At 43.3% G+C, this 18,554-nt stretch carries 22 protein-coding genes; 12 read left to right on the plus strand and 10 right to left on the minus strand.

Annotated elements, in window-relative coordinates; translation table 11 throughout:
* Window positions 1-2: 2 nt before the first annotated feature.
* Both BJP34_RS19520 and BJP34_RS19525 read left to right on the plus strand, forming a co-directional pair.
* The gene (locus BJP34_RS19520) at window positions 3-206 is read left to right on the plus strand and encodes a hypothetical protein (RefSeq protein WP_083305639.1); all 204 of its coding nucleotides are present in this window, start codon (window positions 3-5) and stop codon (window positions 204-206) included.
* Between the two features lie 423 nt (window positions 207-629).
* Window positions 630-1,508: a sulfotransferase domain-containing protein gene (locus BJP34_RS19525; protein ID WP_070393776.1), complete on the plus strand. Its 879-nt coding sequence runs from the start codon at window positions 630-632 to the stop codon at window positions 1,506-1,508.
* A 302-nt stretch (window positions 1,509-1,810) separates the two neighbouring features.
* Here the strand turns inward: BJP34_RS19525 and cysS are convergent, their stop codons facing one another.
* Both cysS and BJP34_RS19535 read right to left on the minus strand, forming a co-directional pair.
* On the minus strand, window positions 1,811-3,286 hold the full coding sequence (gene cysS, locus BJP34_RS19530) for a cysteine--tRNA ligase (RefSeq protein ID WP_070393777.1): 1,476 nt from the start codon (window positions 3,284-3,286) through the stop codon (window positions 1,811-1,813).
* A 97-nt stretch (window positions 3,287-3,383) separates the two neighbouring features.
* Window positions 3,384-4,580: an RNA-guided endonuclease InsQ/TnpB family protein gene (locus tag BJP34_RS19535; RefSeq protein ID WP_070393778.1), complete on the minus strand. Its 1,197-nt coding sequence runs from the start codon at window positions 4,578-4,580 to the stop codon at window positions 3,384-3,386.
* 217 nt (window positions 4,581-4,797) lie between these two features.
* On the opposite strand from BJP34_RS19535, the gene BJP34_RS19540 reads away from it, so the two are divergent.
* From BJP34_RS19540 to BJP34_RS43770, 4 genes are all read left to right on the plus strand, one after another.
* The gene (locus tag BJP34_RS19540) at window positions 4,798-5,925 is read left to right on the plus strand and encodes a CobW family GTP-binding protein (RefSeq protein ID WP_070393779.1); all 1,128 of its coding nucleotides are present in this window, start codon (window positions 4,798-4,800) and stop codon (window positions 5,923-5,925) included.
* Window positions 5,926-6,211: 286 nt separating this feature from the next.
* Complete coding sequence (locus BJP34_RS19545) at window positions 6,212-7,603, plus strand: cytochrome P450 (RefSeq protein WP_070393780.1); 1,392 nt, start codon at window positions 6,212-6,214, stop codon at window positions 7,601-7,603.
* A gap of 458 nt (window positions 7,604-8,061) precedes the next feature.
* Window positions 8,062-8,262, plus strand: a complete 201-nt coding sequence (locus tag BJP34_RS19550; RefSeq protein ID WP_070393781.1) for a hypothetical protein — start codon at window positions 8,062-8,064, stop codon at window positions 8,260-8,262.
* A gap of 12 nt (window positions 8,263-8,274) precedes the next feature.
* Window positions 8,275-8,436: a hypothetical protein gene (locus tag BJP34_RS43770; RefSeq protein WP_158517318.1), complete on the plus strand. Its 162-nt coding sequence runs from the start codon at window positions 8,275-8,277 to the stop codon at window positions 8,434-8,436.
* A gap of 47 nt (window positions 8,437-8,483) precedes the next feature.
* On the opposite strand, the gene BJP34_RS43775 is transcribed toward BJP34_RS43770, so the two are convergent.
* Window positions 8,484-8,654: a hypothetical protein gene (locus BJP34_RS43775; protein ID WP_158517319.1), complete on the minus strand. Its 171-nt coding sequence runs from the start codon at window positions 8,652-8,654 to the stop codon at window positions 8,484-8,486.
* A 137-nt stretch (window positions 8,655-8,791) separates the two neighbouring features.
* On the opposite strand from BJP34_RS43775, the gene BJP34_RS19555 reads away from it, so the two are divergent.
* Window positions 8,792-8,998, plus strand: a complete 207-nt coding sequence (locus BJP34_RS19555; RefSeq protein WP_070393782.1) for a hypothetical protein — start codon at window positions 8,792-8,794, stop codon at window positions 8,996-8,998.
* A gap of 174 nt (window positions 8,999-9,172) precedes the next feature.
* On the plus strand, window positions 9,173-9,883 hold the full coding sequence (locus BJP34_RS19560; protein ID WP_070393783.1) for a CatA-like O-acetyltransferase: 711 nt from the start codon (window positions 9,173-9,175) through the stop codon (window positions 9,881-9,883).
* An 11-nt stretch (window positions 9,884-9,894) separates the two neighbouring features.
* On the opposite strand, the gene BJP34_RS45690 is transcribed toward BJP34_RS19560, so the two are convergent.
* From BJP34_RS45690 to BJP34_RS47675, 3 genes are all read right to left on the minus strand, one after another.
* Complete coding sequence (locus tag BJP34_RS45690; protein ID WP_168166475.1) at window positions 9,895-10,041, minus strand: hypothetical protein; 147 nt, start codon at window positions 10,039-10,041, stop codon at window positions 9,895-9,897.
* A 713-nt stretch (window positions 10,042-10,754) separates the two neighbouring features.
* Window positions 10,755-12,710 carry a HEAT repeat domain-containing protein gene (locus tag BJP34_RS19565; protein WP_070393784.1) on the minus strand — a complete coding sequence of 652 codons (1,956 nt, stop codon included), beginning with the start codon at window positions 12,708-12,710 and terminating at the stop codon, window positions 10,755-10,757.
* A 17-nt stretch (window positions 12,711-12,727) separates the two neighbouring features.
* Window positions 12,728-13,402, minus strand: coding sequence for an NACHT domain-containing protein (locus BJP34_RS47675; protein ID WP_070393785.1), 675 nt, complete (start codon window positions 13,400-13,402; stop codon window positions 12,728-12,730).
* Between the two features lie 63 nt (window positions 13,403-13,465).
* On the opposite strand from BJP34_RS47675, the gene BJP34_RS40265 reads away from it, so the two are divergent.
* Both BJP34_RS40265 and BJP34_RS19580 read left to right on the plus strand, forming a co-directional pair.
* Window positions 13,466-13,696, plus strand: coding sequence for a hypothetical protein (locus BJP34_RS40265; protein WP_149031063.1), 231 nt, complete (start codon window positions 13,466-13,468; stop codon window positions 13,694-13,696).
* 478 nt (window positions 13,697-14,174) lie between these two features.
* Entirely contained in the window at window positions 14,175-14,444 is a 270-nt protein-coding gene (locus BJP34_RS19580; RefSeq protein WP_070393787.1) for an Asr1405/Asl0597 family protein, read from the plus strand.
* Between the two features lie 123 nt (window positions 14,445-14,567).
* Here BJP34_RS19580 and BJP34_RS43780 read toward each other — a convergent pair whose 3' ends face one another.
* Entirely contained in the window at window positions 14,568-14,711 is a 144-nt protein-coding gene (locus BJP34_RS43780) for a hypothetical protein (protein WP_158517320.1), read from the minus strand.
* Between the two features lie 40 nt (window positions 14,712-14,751).
* Between BJP34_RS43780 and BJP34_RS19585 the strand changes: the two genes are divergently transcribed.
* Window positions 14,752-15,828 carry an ABC transporter ATP-binding protein gene (locus BJP34_RS19585; RefSeq protein WP_070393788.1) on the plus strand — a complete coding sequence of 359 codons (1,077 nt, stop codon included), beginning with the start codon at window positions 14,752-14,754 and terminating at the stop codon, window positions 15,826-15,828.
* Here the strand turns inward: BJP34_RS19585 and BJP34_RS37245 are convergent.
* Together BJP34_RS37245 and BJP34_RS19590 are read right to left on the minus strand one after the other, a co-directional pair.
* A complete protein-coding gene (locus BJP34_RS37245) occupies window positions 15,762-15,977 on the minus strand; it encodes a hypothetical protein (RefSeq protein ID WP_083305264.1) in 216 nt (71 codons plus the stop codon). The two genes, BJP34_RS19585 and BJP34_RS37245, sit on opposite strands and share 67 nt — an antisense overlap.
* 222 nt (window positions 15,978-16,199) lie before the next feature.
* Entirely contained in the window at window positions 16,200-17,102 is a 903-nt protein-coding gene (locus BJP34_RS19590; RefSeq protein WP_070393789.1) for a DUF4231 domain-containing protein, read from the minus strand.
* A 126-nt stretch (window positions 17,103-17,228) separates the two neighbouring features.
* Between BJP34_RS19590 and BJP34_RS43785 the strand changes: the two genes are divergently transcribed.
* Entirely contained in the window at window positions 17,229-17,369 is a 141-nt protein-coding gene (locus BJP34_RS43785; RefSeq protein WP_158517322.1) for a hypothetical protein, read from the plus strand.
* Between the two features lie 107 nt (window positions 17,370-17,476).
* Here the strand turns inward: BJP34_RS43785 and BJP34_RS19600 are convergent, their stop codons facing one another.
* Window positions 17,477-18,397, minus strand: coding sequence for an NAD(+) kinase (locus BJP34_RS19600; protein WP_070393791.1), 921 nt, complete (start codon window positions 18,395-18,397; stop codon window positions 17,477-17,479).
* Between the last annotated feature and the right edge of the window lie 157 nt (window positions 18,398-18,554).

Here is an 18,554-nt window from a genome sequence, read left to right on the forward strand (position 1 = left end):
CAATGTCAAGTCAATCTCAAAAAAAATCACAAAAAAGGATGAAGGGCATTCCCGTCTTACATGATGAGTTAAAGAAGCCCCACAATATAATGCTCACAGGCACTTCTTGGAAGTGGTTACAACTTTCAGCTAAAGAGGCTGGAGTTAGCGTAGGTGAGTTTGTAGAGCGTTGGATCAAAAGTCAAATAAAAGATACAAGTGGCTAAAGCCACTGTGAGCATTCCTCCCGGAGACGAAACCTTAAAATAAGGCAGCCTTAATCATGGAGGCGCGCTTTCCATCGGCGAATTAAATTCGCCGATGGAAAGCGCCTCAAAGTTTTAACCCTTTTACCCATAGCCGACCAACCATAAAGGCTGCCCCAGCGAGGGATTGCTCGCTGGGGTAGCTTCTGACCCGGTCTTTAGACGCGGGGCTTCCTGCTTATTAGATTCTTGTGAGAAATCCGGGGTCTTCAGTACATTTTATGCTAAATTTACAGTCAAAAAACTCAGAAAGCTTACTGTACAGGTACAATTAGGCTGTTCAACTCACAAAATTTTCTGAATACGGCCTCTGACCACTGTTCCGGTGATCCGCTGTGAAATACTGTTTATTTAGCATAACAAGTACGGAAGAGCCTGTAATCCATGGCAGACTATAAGCAAGCACTGGTTAAAGACGGTAAGAATCCAGAAGGTCTAATTGTCTTTCCAGCTTTCATTACCCAGAAGGAAATGGATGCCCTTAAAGACTTTAGAGTGGGGGATCGGGATACCTTTGTTGTCGCCTATCCTAAATCTGGGACAACATGGATGGAGCAGATTGTTCACTTGCTTGGCTTAAATGGAGAGCAGGGCGACAAAGTATTGAGTGAAGCAGTTCCTTGGTTAGAAGGTGCAGCAACTCGTTATGGAGGTTTAGAGAATCTGATTAAAACTTCTGGCGATCGCCGTTACTTTCACACTCATTTACCCTTGTCTCTGATGCCAATGTTTGGCAAAACTAAAGCAAAGTATATTTATGTTGCTCGCAATCCTAAGGATAATGCTGTCTCCTATTATTATCATGCATTGAGCAAAATGGGATACGAGGGTAGTTGGAGCGAATTTATTCAGCTATATCGTGAAGGTAAGGTCGCCTATGGCTCAATATTTGATCATGTATTCGACTGGTGGAAAGCGAGCCAACATTCAGATAATGTCATGTTTGTCAAGTACGAAGACATGAAAAAGAATTTAGCTCAAGTCGTTACCGATGTTGCTAGCTTTATCGATATTCCTTTAACGTCCGATTTATTAGATACTGTGGTTGCTGCTAGTGACTTTTCGGCAATGGCAATCAATCCCAAAGCTAATCTGGATTGGGTTCCTCAGCGAGAAGGTATCCCCAAACATATGCGCAAAGGAATTGTAGGAGATTGGAAAAACCACTTTTCTTCAGAAGAGACTAGTAGTTTTGATGCTCTATATCAATCCAGAATGGTACAATTTGGTCTGGAATTTGACTTTGAAGGGAGTAGGGAGTAGGGAGTAGGGAGTAGGGAGTAGGGAATATGGCATCAAAAATTGTCACCATTGATTTAGGATTCCTATAGTAGTTTGCCAGCTTAGCTTTGTGAACATCTCCATCAATTGTGACTGCTGAGTTTGAGTGCTAAGTCTGCTTGACAGTCAACCTTAAACTTTCAACCTTGGCCTTTGGCCACGCTACGCGAACAACCTTAAACCTTCAACCTTCCCTACACCAAGCACCAAGGGCGAACAAGTTGTTACTTTCACAATTCAACCGACAGTTTTCACAATTCAGCTGCCGTCTTCACAATTCAGCTTTAATTGCGATGCCATGTGGTAACACCACCACCCTGGTCAATCAACGTAATCCCTTGAGCTTGCAGTTCATCGCGAATGCGATCGCTTAATTCAAAGTTCTTGGTTTTCCGTGCTTCAGCCCGCTGCTGAATCAGTGCCTCAATTTCCCCATCACTCAATCCATCCGTAGAAACTTCTGTTTCTTCTTCCGGTTGTGCTTCTAACCCTAATACCTGGGCTAATTCCACGAGACTACGCCATTGCTGCTCTAATTCTGAAGCAGGAGTCTCTGTTTTACCCTGATGTACGAGGATATTGCCTTCCCTGCGTAACCCTTTGGCCACTTCAAACAATACCGCTAAGCCTCCAGCAAAGTTTAAGTCGTCATCTACGGCTTCTTGAAACTGTTGCGCTATAGTTTCTTTTACCTGCAAGGAGTTAGAGGGTGAGGGTGTGGCTGATTGGTCTTGCCATCCTAATTGTATACCATAGTTATGGCCAAACAGCAAGCCCTCTTTGAGAGTTTGCCAGCCATTGGTAGCAGATGCGATCGCATCATCCGTAAAATCTACTGGCTTACGGTATTGCGCCATTAACACAAATAAGCGCACTGCCATCGGGTCAACAGGACGGTCGAGTAACTCTCGGATAGTCGTAAAGTTGCCTAGAGACTTAGACATTTTCTCTCCATCCACCTTGACCATGCCATTATGTAACCAATAACGGGCTAGGCTTTTACCAGTTATAGCTTCCGATTGAGCAATTTCATTTTCGTGGTGGGGGAAAACCAAGTCAGAGCCACCAGTATGAATATCAATCGTTTCCCCCAGCATATCTCGCACCATCGCCGAGCATTCAATATGCCAACCTGGACGACCTGCTCCCCAAGGGGATTCCCAGCAGGGTTCCTCTGGCTTAGCGCTTTTCCAAAGCGCAAAATCAAACGGGTCTTTCTTCTTAGGCTCAGTGGAGTCTGCTACATCTACCCGTCCACTGGCTCCTGCTTGCAAATCCTCTAACTTGCGGCCAGACAGTTTGCCGTAGTCATCAAACCGACGCACTGAATAGTACACATCCCCATCCGCTTCGTAAGCATAGCCCTTTTTTTCCAACTCACACACCAGTCGCTTGATTCCATCTAAGCTATCAGTGGCGCGGGGGTAAGCATTAGCCTCTTTGACATTCAGCCTTGCCATATCTTCAAAATAGGCATCAATGAAGCGTTCAGATACTGCCTCCATAGAGGTGCCTTCCCTTCGCGCTCGGTTCAGGATTTTATCATCAATATCTGTAAAATTTTGGACATAATTCACATCATAGCCCCGCCATTGTAAGTAGCGACGAGCAGTATCCCAGACAATACAAGTTCTAGCATGACCCAAGTGGCAAAAGTCATACGCCGTAATGCCGCAGCAGTACATCCGGACTTTACCAGTTTCCAATGGCTCAAAGGATTCCTTGCGGCGGGTTAAGGTATTGTAAAGGTGTAGGGTCATGACAAAGAAAAGATAAAATCACCAACAGTGGGCTATAGATATACTTTTGACATCCTCCCTGGTTAAATCAAAGATTATAACCAGGGATTCCTAAGACTCACGACTTAGGTTTCTGTTTCCTTCTCCCCTTGGGGGAGTTTTTCGCACCAGCCTTCCGAGATTTACTCTCTTCGGGTCTTACGGTCGCTCCGCAGACTGACACGGCAAGTCCTGCCGCCAAAATGTTAATTGATGCATTGATATCACGATCGTGGTGAGCATTGCAGGATAGGCAATCCCATTCCCGAATATTCAAAGGTAAAGACTCAACACGATTTAGGCAAACAGAACACAGTTTGCTACTAGGAAACCACTTATCAATGGAAATGGCTTCTCGATTATACCATTGAGACTTGTACTTAATCTGACGAATTATTTCCGCCCAGTTGGCCTCACTGATAACTTGAGCTAGTTTGTGATTTTTGACCAGATTTTTCACAGCTAAATCTTCAAACGCAATCAATTGGTTTTCTCTGACCAGTTGAGTAGTTAGCTTGTGGGTAAAATCTCGTCTAGCGTCTTTGATTTGTGCATGCACCCTGGCCACCTTTAACCTGGCTTTGTAACGATTGTTAGAACCTTTTTGTTTTCGTGACAAAGCTTTTTGGTATTTAGCTAGCTTTTTCTTGAGCTTTTTAAAATGTTTGGGATTAGCAATTTTATCTCCGTCGCTCGTTGTGATCAGGCTGGTAACTCCTAAGTCCAAGCCAACTTGTTTGTCTGTGGTCGGTAAGCTCAAATCTCTATGATCATCAAACCTAATTGAGATCTGCCACCGCTCAGATGAATCTAAGCTAACTGTAACAATACTTGGAGTGCAGTTTGCAGGTAACTGACGACTCCAACGAATCCGTAAAGGTTCTTTGCATTTGGCAAGATAGACTTGACCATCTTTCCATTTGAATGCTGACTTAGTAAATTCTGCACTACCACCATTACGTTTTTTCTTGAAGTTAGGATACTTAGCTCGACCAGCAAAGAAATTAGTAAAAGCGGTTTGTAAATGTCTTAATCCTTGCTGAAGAGGAACAGAACTAACGTCATTCAAAAAGAACAAGTCATCCTGTTTTTTCCATTCTGTCAACATTAAGGAAGTTTCCTTGTAGCTTATCCGTCGGGAGCGTTTGTACCAACCTGAAGTCCTAGCATCTAAAGCTTTGTTGTAAACAAGTCTTACACATCCTAGAGTTCTCCTCAGCATAGTTTCCTGTTCAGGGGTTGGATAGAAACGGTAACGGTAAGCTTTTTCGACCATTATTTACTCTTTGGTATACACTTACATTTTAATATATTCTGTGTAACATGTCAAGTGGACGCAATTCATGAGGGGCTGTGTGGGTCACCTGGGTCCGCACTTTATAAGCCCCGTCTCCCGTTATACCCGTAAGATTAGCGGGAGATTAATTGCTGTTTTAGATAAAATACGATATATTGGTAGACCTTGATTATCAACTGTTTTCACAAGTTGCCTTATGCAAACTTTACCGACTGATTCCCCATCTGGTCAAGGCATGGAAGCTCCGAAACAAGGCTTACCCGTTACCATTATTACCGGTTTCCTGGGTAGCGGAAAAACCACCCTCCTTAACCATATCTTAAGTAATCAAGAAGGCGTCAAAACAGCAGTCCTTGTTAATGAGTTTGGTGAAATTGGTATTGATAATGAGCTGATTATCAATACTGATGATAATATGATCGCCCTGAATAATGGCTGTATCTGCTGCACCATTAATGATGATTTAATTGAAGCAGTTTACAAGGTATTGGAGCATCCAGACAAGCTGGATTATTTAGTGGTGGAAACCACCGGATTAGCTGACCCCTTACCAGTGGCGCTAAGCTTTTTGGGCACAGAATTGCGAGATATGACTCGTCTCGATTCTATTGTCACTATGGTAGATTCAGAAAACTTTAGTATCGATCTATTTAATAGTGACGTTGCAACTAATCAGATTGCTTATGGAGATATTATTATCCTCAACAAGACTGACTTGGTAGATCAAGCCAATGTAGACCATTTGGAAAACCGGCTCAGAGATATGAAAACTGATGCTAGGATTTTGAGAACTACTAAAGCCCAAGTGCCAATTCCTTTAATTCTCAGTGTTGGTCTCTTTGAGTCCGATAAGTATTTCGACAGCAAAGCATCAGATCATGATCATGACCATCACCACCATGATCATGACCATCATCACCATCATGACCATGATCATCACCATCATGATCATGACCATCACCACCATGATCATGATCACGCTCATCACCATCACTCCGATCACCTAGAAATTGACGGATTCACTTCCCTTTCTTTCGAGAGTGACAAGCCCCTAGGGCTTCGGAAGTTTCAGGATTTCCTAGACAATAAGTTACCCTCTAATGTGTTCCGCGCTAAGGGAATTCTCTGGTTTGATCAAAGTCCTCACCGTCACATATTCCACCTCAGTGGTAAGCGTTTCTCTATTGAAGATGATGAGTGGAAAGGTGAACCAAAAAATCAATTAGTGCTGATTGGACAAGATTTAGATCATGATACATTACGTGAGGAATTAAACCAGTGTATCTCTTCAGAGTCTACCAATACAGGGACGGGGATTTGGTAGGTAATGGTTGAAAGTTAGTTGGTTGTTCGCGTAGCGTGGCCAAAGGCCAAGGTTGAAGGTTAGTTGGTTTAAGGTTGAAGGTTAGTTGGTTTAAGGTTGAAGGTTAGTTGGTTTAAGGTTGAAGGTTAGTTGGTTTAAGGTTGAAGGTTAGTTGGTTTAAGGTTGAAGGTTAGTTGGTTTAAGGTTGAAGGTTAGTTGGTTTAAGGTTGAAGGTTAGTTGGTTTAAGGTTGAAGGTTAGTTGGTTTAAGGTTGAAGGTTAGTTGGTTGAAAATGGATAGACATTTTATGCCTCAATCTCCAATCCCCTCAATTAAAGCTGCTAGAAAAAGTAAATTTAATTTACCACCAGGACCAAAAGGATATTTACTGTTTCAACTTTCTAAACTTCAGCATCAGCCAATTGAATATTTTGGGCATATGTGGCAGGAATATGGAGATTTAGTACGCCTGCCAATCATGCCAGGATTAAGTTTAAATTTGGCGAGCCATCCAGATCATGCAGAACATATTTTGTCTAGCCATCAGGAACGATATGGAAAGCCAGATCTATTTCTCAAATCCATGAACTTACTTCAGGGGCAAGGACTTTTTACTAGTGAAGGAGAGGTTTGGCTTCGACAGCGACGCTTAATGCAGCCAGCATTTCATCAAAAGCAATTGGTTAAACTTCATAATGTAATCCTTGATTGTGTAGAATCACTTCTGCGTGAATGGTCGGAAAAGCCAGAAGGCGAAATTATTGATATTGCAGCCGAAATGTCACGGCTTACCTTAAAAATTGTCAGTTCCACCCTATTCAGTATTGATATCAGTAGTAAAACAGATAAACTAGGGCAGTCTTTGCGAACAGCTTTGGAATATGTTTATTACCGAATGAATAGCCCCCTGGCACTACCTGTATGGATGCCTACCCCCAGAAATTTTGAATTCCGTAAAGCAAAACAAACACTCGACCGCCTCGTTTTAGACATTATCCAGTACCGTCGTGAACATCCCTCAGAGCAAAATGATTTGCTGTCAATGCTTCTAACTGCTCAAGATGAAGAGACTGGAATTGGGATGAGCGATCGCGAACTTCAAGACGAAGTAATTACGTTAATTAATGCCGGACATGAAACCACAGCTACTGCATTAGCTTGGACATGGTATCTAATCGGAACCCATCCTGATGCTATGGCTCAGATGCAAGATGAAATACAAACCGTTTTAAATGGCAATTACCCTACGGTTGAGAATTTGTTCCAACTCGAATACACTCGTCGCGTATTTGATGAATCGTCACGTCTTTGCCCAATCGGTTTAGGGCTACCGAGAGTTGCCTTAAGCGATGATGAAATTCAAGGATATTTTATTCCCAAAGGTACGATTTTCACTATTGCTCAATACTTCATTTTTCGCCATCCTGATTTTTGGGATAATCCAGAACAGTTCAACCCTGACCGATTTCTACCTGAAAAAGTGAAGCAAAGACCTAAATTTGCCTTTTTTCCCTTTGGCGCAGGTCAACACATCTGTATTGGCAAAAATTTAGCTCTGATGGAATCTACACTAATCTTAGCAGCCATCATGCAACGGTTTCACATTGAATTAGTTCCTAATCAATCCATAGAAATAGACCCCAGATTTTCCCTACGTCCTAAATATGGCATTAACGTTAGAGTGCGGAAAAGATATTAAGCTATAGCAATTCTACGACTTGTAAGGTACAAATATCTGGGTTTTAGGGAGCAGGGAGCAGGGAGCAGGGAACAGGGAACAGGGAACAGGGAACAGGGAACAGGGAAAAAATACTGTGTACCTCAGGTGCGACCCGTGGCGAATTTAATTCTTAATGGGTCAAGCGCACCTAATAGCTACGATAAACACTATATATAGCAATTCTATATCTCATAAGGTACAACTTGATCCCCCATTATCCCCCTTAAAAAGGGGGACTTTGAACTTGATAAGCCTACCTCATAAGTGCGATTTTACTAATTTAAAAAAAAGCATTTTGTTAGCGTATATTTCAGACTATCGCTGTTTTTTTATTCCCCCTAAAGCTCCCAAAAAAAACTTTTTTAAAACCCTTGAAATTTGCAAATACAATCATTACAATAATCATTGTAAAACCCGATGAGTTGGATTTTTTATTCATGTCACAAAAATTTTCACGAAATTTCAAAAAACAACCTGCTCACCACGTCTTAAAAGGTTCTCGTGAAGCCGTAATCTATAGTATGCAAATGCTTTATTCCCTCGGCTATGCCGAGATTGCTGAATGGACCCCTCTGGAGCAAACAGATATTCCCGGGGAGGTGATGACTACCATAACCAAGTATTGGCTGTTGCCATAACACCTTGTCTTGATGCAGTCGCTCATGGGGGAAACCACGCCAGTTGCTCATGGGGGAGACCCCCAAGACCGCACTGGCTCCCCAAGACCGCGCTGCATCGCTAACTTTCTGGGGGGGTTTCCCCCCCTTGGCCAAGTCACCTTTGGCCAATCCAATCTGATCACATCGGGTTAGAATTGGGAAGTTAGTGACATCACATTTCAACTGACTTATTGTGGATTTTAAATAGCCGTGGATAGTATTTCTAGGGCTATTTTTTTCTTTTCCTTACTTGTTTTACTAAATTCAACACTTTGTAAAAGGGAGCAGGGAGCAGGGAGCAGGGAGTAGGGAAAAGGGAAGAAGGTAAAAATCATGTGTAGCTGATAGCAATGATCAACGCTATATAGCAATTCTACGACTTATGAGGTACAAAGCGATCCCCCTAAATCCCCCTTAATAAGGGGGACTTTGAAGTTTATAAGTGTACCTCATAACTGCAATAAACGCTATAATTACATCTAGTAACTTAGAAGATTTTAAAAAATTAATGACCAATCAATCCAACCAAATAACAGAAGAATCCTTTGATTACGGAGAGATAGACTTAGCATTAAATTTCCCACCTCTGACTGAAGAGGAAATGGTTAAGCAAAGTATATTAGCCCTCGAAGCTTATCGTCGTGAAGGTTCCTCAGTAGATTATAACTGTGTGCGCGAATGGGCAGATAGCTTGACCTTGCTAAGATACTATTAGCCTTAAATGATATAGCGTTGATATAGCGTTTATCATAGCAATGAGGTACACAGGATTTTTTCCCTATTCCCTATTCCCTGTTCCCTGTTCCCTGTTCCCTGCTCCCTGCTCCCTGCTCCCTGCTCCCTAAAACCCAAGAATTTGTACTTCACCCAATTGCAACCGCTGTAAATCATGGATGATTTAAATTACTATTTAGACAAATACGACGCTATACCTTTAGATACTGATCAATACAAAAATAGTTATGTCGGCTGGGCACTAGACTTTTTTATTGACGAAACAAAGGTAATAAATCCTTATTTAGATATTACGTTACGATTAGACTTAACCGATGCGGAAACTAATTATAAGGATAATTTCAAGAATGACTATTCAACCTTTACATGTTTCTTAATCTGGAAATTACTTAAAGCGCTGAAAAAGCATCCTTCTTTTTGGTTGAGATTTATTAATTATAAATGGTATCAAATTAATAACCCACCATTATTTTGTCCGACAGCAGTGGGAGGCGAAGTTCGATTTGTAGAGATGGTCATTAATAATGCCACAAAATTAGGATGGCTTGAATTTTCAGAACTATACAGAAATACCAAAGACAGTATTTTCGCTAATCCTATATTGCCCAATACTAATGAGAGGTTCTATGCTTACCAACTGGGTCAATTTGTTGGTAATCTTCCTGGCTTAGATTTTATAAGTTTTGCTATGCAGACAGGTCGTGATAGTACCCAGAGTTTTTTCTACTTTGGGAAGCGAACCTACGACGAAAATCAGCAAAGACTAACGGTGCCTTTAGCTATAAAATTTCACCATGGCAATTTAGATCCATTTATAATAGAATTGTTAGTTAAGGATTATCTAGCTGAATTAAGTAAGCATTAATACAGCAGTTTTTACTTGGGTGAGGTGCATTTTTGTAGGGAGCAAGGAGCAGGGAGCAGGGAGCAGGGAGCAGGGAGCAGGGAGCAGGGAGCAGGGAGCAGGGAGCAGGGAATAGGGAATAGGGAAGATACAATAGGGAAAAAACTTATGTACCTCATTAGGCTATAAACCGCTATAACCCTCTTCTGTCACTCTCCGAAAACTTTTGCCATTTCGCGCATTCTATAACCTTTGTATATCAAGGGATAGCCAGCTTTTTTATGAGTATAAATTCATGAGAGTGCTAAAATTTTCAAAATGTCATCATCGAACGCTGTATTGCTTAATATACCTTGTTTGTAGAAAGTCTTAATAATAGGAAAAACCGGAGAGTGACAGAAGAGGGATAAAACTCCAGACTTGAATAAATTTATAGCGCTGCGCCTAGGGCTATAGTAATCATGCCATTAGGGATTAGCTTGACTCAATGCTGTTGAACTTGATGCTTGTTTTGATATTTAGAATTATCAAGGGGTGATTGGTAGATATAGCACGAAGTAAGGGGATCAGGGCTTTTAAGGATTGGGTTAGGAAAAATGTTGATTAGTGATCAATCCTTGATCACTAATGCGATCGCATAAGCGCGGAAGCGTTGTGGCCTTTGGCCTCCGCTACGCGAACGCAAAGCGTGGCCAAACGCGCACGCGTGGCCCAAAGGCCAAGGCCTCAGCTTCCGGAGCGTAGCGTGGCCGAAGGCCAATCGCATAAATTCTAAGCCTCCTCTAGTTCCCAGTTGAGGTCATCGTTACCGGGAACTAGAACCATTTGCTTCCGGTCTAGAGGGAAGTCTTAGGGGAGGTTGTCGAGAAACTGTTGTGCAGCCTGGTATTCTTCAGGGTTTGGGACTATAGGTTGGGTTGTAGAATTGGTAGCGCTCTTGAATGGCGTTAAGGGCGTTGATGGTTTCATCACAACTCATGCCATCATTAGTTTGTACAAAATCTTCGTTGTTGAGGCGATTAATCAGTTTAGAAATAGTAGCTTCTGTCCCAATTTTTCCCAGAGCTTCGGCTGCCTTCTTAGGGACAAAATTATTGCTATATTCTAGACATTTAATCAGCCCATCAATCGCAGATTCTGATCCAATTTGTCCGAGAACTTCTGCTGCAATTATCCGCACATCAAAATCCTCATTATCCAGGAGTTTAATCAACTTATTAGTAGCGGATAATGGGCCAATCTTAACCAACGCCTTTGCTGCCTCTTCACGGACATTATATTTGTCATTTTTCAAAACTTTAATTAGCCGATCAATAGCAGACGTTGCGCCAATATTACCCAAAGCCTCTGCTGCCTGACTACGCACCAAATTCTCCTCATCTTCCAAGCATGTAATTAACCCCTCAATCGCCGCTGGTGAATTAAGTTTACCCAAAGCCTCTGCTGCCATCCAACGCACATCTGAGTGGTCATCTTCCAGACATTTAATTAATCCATCAATCGCTGCTTCTGAGCCAATATCACCCAAAGCCTCTGCTGCATTACGACGCACTAAGTAGTTGTCATCTTCCAGACATGTAATTAACCGATCACTAGCCGCTTCTGAGCCAATTTCTCCCAAAGCCTCTGTTACCCAAATACGTAAATCAGAGTCTTCATCGTCTAGGAGTTTAATAAGTTCATTAATAGCATCTAATGACCCAATTTTTACCAGAGCTGCTTTCGCAAGTCTCCTTACATCATGCTTTTCATATTTAAAGAGTTTAATCAGAGGATCAATAACTACTAGGGATTCTGGTGATTGGAAGTTAACCAGAGCTTTTGCAGCATTTATGCGCACATAGGAATCTTTATAATTGAGGAGTCTAATCAGATCATCATTAACGGATAGTGAAAAAATTTTCATCACCGCATCTGCTGCAGTAGAATAGACATCATACTCTTCATCTTCCAGAAATTTAAGTAATCCATCAATAGCTCCTGGTGACTGGATTTTACTCAAAGCTGTTACTGCACTTCTACGTACCATAACGTCTTGATCATCTAGACAGTTAAGTAGACCATCAACAGCCGTTTCGGAATCAATTTTTCCCAGAGCATTAGCTGCATCTCGGCGAACCTTATCATCTTGATCTTCCAACAGTTTAATCAAGGCCGTAGTAGCTGATTGATCACCGATTTCAGCTAAAGCATAGGTCACTTTATAACTTCTACGATAGTCTTGAGATTTAAGGAGTTTAATTAAAACATCAATAGTTGCTGGTGACCGCATTTCAACCAGAGCATCTGCCGCCATTGTACGTATAAGTGAGTCGTCATCATCCAGGCATTTACTTAAGGGAGCAATCGTGGCTTCTGTCCCAATTTTACTCAGAGCTAATGCCGCCCTCCTACGCACATTTGAGTCGTCATCATCCAGGCATTTACTTAACAGGTCTATCGTGGCTTCTGTCCCAATTTTTTCGAGAGCACCTGCCACACTCCAACGCACAGCAAAGTTGTTATGATTCAGGAATTTACTTAGCTCAGGTATCGCTTTGTCTGATCGAGTTATTCCGAACAGTTGAAGCTTAACTAAGGTCGGAACCTTTAACCCAGCCACCAACCCAATAGTTTGCTCTTGAAACTCCGGTTTTACTGCTCCTGCTAACCTGGCTCCCAGTTGCCAATCCACTTCTAATCCTAACCTTACTACCCGCTGGGCTTGGTCTTGATTGTCTACTAATCTTAGCATCTCGACCAGAGTTTCTGTCCATTTAAAATAATTGAGATAGTTCTGTTGTAACTCCTGATCGCTTATACTTGGTAATTGTTTTAATAAAGATTCTGCTGTATTTATTATATTCATTTTAGAGGATTGATAGTTTAGTTTTTAACATAGAATTGATGGGAACAGCGGAAGGGTTGCATTTCCAACTTCTTCTGAATCCCCAAGTCACCACCAACTCCTAAATCCCTAGTGGTGAAAATCATGGGAGTTTGCTTCTGGTAATCCCTCCGAAACTGAGTCAAATCCACACGTGCTGCTTCTGACGGTAGCTCGTTCACCCCATCAATCAGTAACCAGAATTGTCCATCACACAATAGTCTTTCGATCGCGTAGCGTGGCCGTAGGCCAATCTTGGTGGAGTCGAGCAATACACCATGGCGTTTCAGAAAATTTCGCACTAACTCCACCACCGATGTCTGGTAGTATCGCAGTTCCACCAGCACCGGAATTTTTCCTTGTATTCCCTCATCCCCCAACAATCGCACTAAGGCTGTGGATTTGCCGGAACCCGGACGGCCCACTAGTAAAACATGGTCAGCAGCATACTTGCGCAATCCTTCTAGGACAGGCAAGCGCTCAATTTTGTCCTGATTCTGGTCTCGTTGTGGCTGCTCTGACTTGGTTTGCACCATTAGGCCAAAATCAAACAGCCTAGGGGTTGGTTGCTGCGGCTTGGGCTTACGGCCTTGGACATCGGTGAGGGTATAAACTTGCCACCATTGGGCGTAGCTGTCACGGATTGATGCTAGATAGGGATCCCAATTGACCATCGTAAGGATCAAGTTATGAAGGTTGAATTATATGGCACCCTTGTGATTTATTCTAGCTAGGCAGTGGTGGAATGGGCATCAGGCGTGGAACTGGCATCTTGCCAGTTTCAATATATGTTGGGGCGGCCAGTTGGTGGGCAGTGCTTTGCTATGGGATGGGGAGCTGTACTGATTGCTCTGCTGCACTGCCCACCCTACATTTGCTTGGTGGAACTGGCATCAGGCGTGGAACTGGCATCTTGCCAGTTTCAATATTATGTTGGGGCGGGCCGTTGGTGGGCAGTGCTTTGCTAGGGGATGGGGAGCTGAGCTGATTGGTCTGCTGCACTGCCCACCCTACATCGGCTGGTGTGGTTGTGATTTTAGTGGCAATTATAGTTGACAAAATTATCTATAAGTGCTTCTAGCCCTTGCCCTAGATATTTCCATCTCCTGATCACGCCATTTACCGGTATTCCAGGGCTATTGTCCCACTGGCAACTGTTGAAATAATCAAGACTTAGGCAATTGCCCCCTAAATCCCCCAATTATGGGGAATTTTGACATCATTACCTCCCAAAATTGGGTGGCAGGGGGGCAAAACCCAGTAAACTTCGTAAGTCCTAATAATATTTTTTTTGTAAATTAGTTGAGAAAGCTTTGCATTTGAAACCTAAATCGACTAAACTAGTCTAGGAGTATTAGCAATAACTAATTCCTAGCTGCTTAAATCTGCCCTTAACCGAGGCAGCTTGGTTACAACTATTAATAAACAACTATTACATTATTGATTATGGATCCATCTATATCTGAATCAGAGGCCAGTCAAGTGATTGAGATTAACTGGGCAGACCGATGGCAAGTCTATCGGCGCTTGCAAGAGCTAGAGATTCCCTGTCACTGTCAGACTGACCAGCCCTTGAAAGCTGAAATCGATAATGTCACGGCTTTGATTCAAATTTGGAGTATCCTCAGACAGCTAACCCTTCCGCGCCATCACTTAATATCCTGGCTCGATGATTGCTGGCAGCTTCCTAGCAAAAGGCGCAAGGAGAGACTTTAGGGAGTGTGGGGTGTGGGGTGTGGGGTGTAGGGTGTGGGGTGTGGGGTGTGGGGTGTGGGGTGTGGTTTCCTCGATCAGCGACTCCATTAAGACAATACTGATGCTGCGAGGTCTACTCAACATTCAACCTTGGCCTTTGGCCACGCAATCGCGTTCAACCTCCCAAGCTTCAACCTCCCAAGCTTCAACCTCCCAAGCTTCAACCTCCCAAGCTTCAACCTCCCAAGCTTCAACCTCCCAACCTTCAACCTCCCAACCTTCAACCAACAAACCTTAAACCTTAAAAGAATACCTTTAAGATCCATTCATGACAAAACCAGCAATTCTACATTTAGAAGGGATTACTAAACACTTTGAGCAAACCACTGAGCCAGCAGTGGGGAATGTGTCGTTTACCCTGTATGAAGGGGATTTACTGGGATTAGTGGGGCCATCTGGCTGTGGCAAAACGACTTTACTGCGGATTGTAGCTGGGTTTGAGCGACCCCAAGCGGGACTAGTGGTATTGGCAGGACGGAAAGTGACTGGGCCAGGGTATTGGTTACCACCAGAACAGCGCAATACTGGTATGGTTTTTCAAGACTATGCTCTATTTCCTCATCTGACCGTAGCAGAGAATGTGGCGTTTGGGCTTAAGCAGAATCGGAAACAGAAGAGTGGTGTCTGTGTCAAGGGTAATACGGAAGATGCGATCGCATTAGTCGGATTAGCTGGCATGGGCAAACGTTATCCCCACGAACTCTCTGGTGGTCAGCAGCAGCGAGTAGCCCTAGCCCGTGCCTTAGCCCCCAGACCTAAATTAATTCTATTGGATGAACCCCTCAGCAATCTCGATGTCCAAGTGCGTCTGCGGTTGCGTCAGGAAGTGCGAGCTATTCTCAAAGAAACCGGAACCTCTGCTATTTTTGTCACCCATGACCAAGAAGAAGCCTTATCGATATCCGACCAAGTGGGAGTCATGCGTTCTGGTCGATTAGAGCAATTGGGGACACCAGAAGAAATCTATACCAATCCCAGCTCTCGCTTTGTAGCAGAATTCGTTACCCAAGCCAACTTTTTACCAGCCCAACGTAGAGGAGACCTATGGGAAACAGAAGTAGGCTCTTTTGCGATCAGAGTCAATGACTCCATACTGAATACTAAACTGGATCAGCTCGAACAAGGGGAGCTGATGCTTCGGGAAGAAAATGTTCTTCTCAAGCCTGATGATAACTCCCCCGTAGTGATTCAAGACCGACACTTCCTTGGTCGTGAATACCGCTACTGTTTACAAACCGCTTCCGGCAAAAAACTCCACGCTCGCACCAACCTTAGCACTCAATTACCGGTAGGAAAGCGGGTGCGAGTGTCTGTAGCTGACCCATCAGTACCGATTTTTGCCTGAGGGAACAGGGAATAGGGAACAGGGAATAGGGAGTAGGGAGTAGGGAGTAGGGAGTAGGGAGTAGGGAGCAGGGAGCAGGGAGTAGGGAGTAGGGAGTGTGGGGAGCAACGGTTGCGGTTCCCATGGGGCTGACATTGAATGTACCTCATAAGTAGGGAAAACGCTATAACAAACTGAAAGCATCAAATCTTATCACTGTTGCCTGTTCTCCGTTCCCTGTTCCCTTACAGAAGTAATAACAATCAATTTTAGTACTGAAATAATCGAATCTTATCACTGTTCCGCGTTCCCGATTCCCGATTCCCGATTCCCGATTCCCGATTCCCGATTCCCTACCTTGACAGGTCAAGATCTCAATTAAACAGATGGAGTTAATCCTGTTTATTCTCTCCTGACTGATTGCCATTAGACCCTGACTCATTGCCATCAGAGGATTGGACTTGCTTGAGGTGAATCTTATTCACCTGAACAATATAATATTCTATGGCGTTTTGTAACTGTTTTTGACGTTTGCCGCTTTTATCGGTTTTATCGGATGAATCAGATGCTTTATCGGTTTTATCGGATGAATCAGAAAAGCGATAAGCTTTAGTGACTCCCAAGATAAACTTTTCTTGTTCCGCTTCCAACAATTCTACAGTAGTGTTGGCAGCAATCCAATTTTCTTGAAATGGAAAGGAAGTAGAGACGCTAGCAACAATAGAAGCAATAGCTGGAAAGATTACCGGGAGCCACTTTAGTAATGCAGAACCAGTTTCTAACTTGTCTACCAGGACTAAAATTGGTGTTATTCCCGATAAAATAATGGTTAACATTTGGGCAAGATAGTAAGCATTGCGAGAGTTTTTGCGGGTCTTTTTATAATCGTCAATCAACTCCTGGCTATAGCTTAACGCTTTTTCTATCGCTAGAGTTATGGTGTTATTCTCTGTCGAATTATTACCGCACCAAAGCACACTACACAGTTTAGATTTTTGGATCAGTTTCGACTGATAATTAGCTTCTTTATAGTCTTCCCACAATTGTTGATTAATTAGGAACAAAAATATAAATAACGCCAAACAAGCCGCGCTAACGATTAGGAGTAATTGACGGTCTGAGATAAAAATGGAGGCGATTCCGATTCCAAGCCCAGCCACCAGGAATAAATAAGAACCGGTTTTTAGTAAAACTGAAGGTTTTTTTGTAATTGATGAAGAAGAGACTTGATCGATTGTATTAGGAATTTTACTTTCTGTAATTCCGTCAATTTGAGTTGCTTGCAAATTTGTCATTTTTATCGAAATTTTAATACAGTTAATGGACAGAATTGTCTCCAGTCAATTCTAGCAAGTGGGCATTGCTGATTGGTAGAGTACTCAGAAATCCCACCGTTCACCCTTCGTTATGATTTTTTCTTGATGCAAAGCGCGAGTGGGGGAAACCCCCTTTGGCGGCGCTGCATCGCTTTTGGAATTTTGCTGTTTGACCCAGTGGTGCGTTACGGGGCGGGCTTTCCCAATGCTGGCTACGAGGTTGAAAATGACGGGGAGCCCCCCTGAAGCACCACTAGCAACTTCCTACCCTACTTTATCTGCCCCCAATCTCCCCATCTCCCCATCTCCCCATCTCCCCATCTCCCCATCTCCCCATTAACTAAGCAGTTGACTCAATTGCGGTGGTTGTTACTGTAGGTGACTCTAGTACCAGCCCACTGAAGCTTATTCCTTAAGGTCTGGTAATAGGAATACTGTTCCCGTAGGATAATGAACTTGGCCTGACAATCTGCTCTACGCACGTCCACCCGTTGTCCAGGCCAAATAGACGTTGCGAGCACACCATCCATCCAGAGTTTAGTGTTTAGCTCATAATCCCCCAAGGGCCAGATACTGACAACAGAGCCAGAGGGGAGTACGAAAGGACGACTGGAAAGGCTCATCGGACAAATGGGTGCCACTGCGATCGCTTCGAGGGAGTCGTGCAAAATTGGACCATTCGCAGAAACAGTATAGCCAGTGGAACCAGTGGGAGTGCCAACAATTAGTCCATCCCCTTGGTATTGATCGACTATTTCTCCATCAATTTCCATTTCCAAAATTGAGGTAATCATCCGATCGGCAGAGGCAGGTTTGACACACATTTCATTGAGTGCGAAAAAGCGATCGCTAACTGGTGTAATGTCAGTGCGGTTTCCCCCAAACACAGCTCCCTGTAACATCATCCGCCGCTGAACTGCATAGCGGTCTTCTAATAGTCGGTCCCAAACTTGCTCAGTGTCTTTAAATTCTTCGATGGGTTCGGTCAGAAATCCCAGATGACCTCCAACATTTACGGCCAAAATTGGTATTCCTTCCGGAGCCAGATGTCTTGCGGCTGCCAATACTGTTCCATCCCCCCCCAGAACCACTGCCAAATCAATGGCTTCGGTGGCAGAGGCTAAAAAGACTGGGTAGGGATTATCTTTCGCGCCACTTGGTCCGATCAGAACCCTGCACTGGCGTGCTTCCAACTCCCGAGCGCATTTTTCTGCGCAACGTTTTCCTTGAGAGTCTCCAGCTTTGTGAATAATAATGACTTGCTTTAGCTGCACGTTACTGTTCTGGCTTACCCCTAGTGTTCACTGTTATTCTAGAGTGTTGGCTTAAGCATTACCTGATCTTTGCGGGGAAATTGGGTAAATAATTAAATTGTTAAATAAATTTAATTGTCAAAAAGGCTTTTTCTTGATCAAGAAGACTACCAACTTG

The sequence above is a fragment of the Moorena producens PAL-8-15-08-1 genome, from assembly GCF_001767235.1.
In the GTDB taxonomy this organism is placed as follows: domain Bacteria; phylum Cyanobacteriota; class Cyanobacteriia; order Cyanobacteriales; family Coleofasciculaceae; genus Moorena; species Moorena producens_A.

Bases quoted from the DNA above. Each gene is read 5' to 3' on its own strand.
- BJP34_RS19520 (WP_083305639.1), top strand. From the start codon at position 3: ATGTCAAGTCAATCTCAAAAAAAATCACAAAAAAGGATGAAGGGCATT.
- BJP34_RS19525 (WP_070393776.1), top strand. From the start codon at position 630: ATGGCAGACTATAAGCAAGCACTGGTTAAAGACGGTAAGAATCCAGAA.
- cysS (WP_070393777.1), bottom strand. From the start codon at position 3,286: ATGACCCTACACCTTTACAATACCTTAACCCGCCGCAAGGAATCCTTT.
- BJP34_RS19535 (WP_070393778.1), bottom strand. From the start codon at position 4,580: ATGGTCGAAAAAGCTTACCGTTACCGTTTCTATCCAACCCCTGAACAG.
- BJP34_RS19540 (WP_070393779.1), top strand. From the start codon at position 4,798: ATGCAAACTTTACCGACTGATTCCCCATCTGGTCAAGGCATGGAAGCT.
- BJP34_RS19545 (WP_070393780.1), top strand. From the start codon at position 6,212: ATGCCTCAATCTCCAATCCCCTCAATTAAAGCTGCTAGAAAAAGTAAA.
- BJP34_RS19550 (WP_070393781.1), top strand. From the start codon at position 8,062: ATGTCACAAAAATTTTCACGAAATTTCAAAAAACAACCTGCTCACCAC.
- BJP34_RS43770 (WP_158517318.1), top strand. From the start codon at position 8,275: ATGCAGTCGCTCATGGGGGAAACCACGCCAGTTGCTCATGGGGGAGAC.
- BJP34_RS19555 (WP_070393782.1), top strand. From the start codon at position 8,792: ATGACCAATCAATCCAACCAAATAACAGAAGAATCCTTTGATTACGGA.
- BJP34_RS19560 (WP_070393783.1), top strand. From the start codon at position 9,173: ATGGATGATTTAAATTACTATTTAGACAAATACGACGCTATACCTTTA.
- BJP34_RS45690 (WP_168166475.1), bottom strand. From the start codon at position 10,041: ATGAGGTACATAAGTTTTTTCCCTATTGTATCTTCCCTATTCCCTATT.
- BJP34_RS19565 (WP_070393784.1), bottom strand. From the start codon at position 12,710: ATGAATATAATAAATACAGCAGAATCTTTATTAAAACAATTACCAAGT.
- BJP34_RS47675 (WP_070393785.1), bottom strand. From the start codon at position 13,402: ATGGTCAATTGGGATCCCTATCTAGCATCAATCCGTGACAGCTACGCC.
- BJP34_RS19580 (WP_070393787.1), top strand. From the start codon at position 14,175: ATGGATCCATCTATATCTGAATCAGAGGCCAGTCAAGTGATTGAGATT.
- BJP34_RS19585 (WP_070393788.1), top strand. From the start codon at position 14,752: ATGACAAAACCAGCAATTCTACATTTAGAAGGGATTACTAAACACTTT.
- BJP34_RS37245 (WP_083305264.1), bottom strand. From the start codon at position 15,977: ATGAGGTACATTCAATGTCAGCCCCATGGGAACCGCAACCGTTGCTCC.
- BJP34_RS19590 (WP_070393789.1), bottom strand. From the start codon at position 17,102: ATGACAAATTTGCAAGCAACTCAAATTGACGGAATTACAGAAAGTAAA.
- BJP34_RS43785 (WP_158517322.1), top strand. From the start codon at position 17,229: ATGCAAAGCGCGAGTGGGGGAAACCCCCTTTGGCGGCGCTGCATCGCT.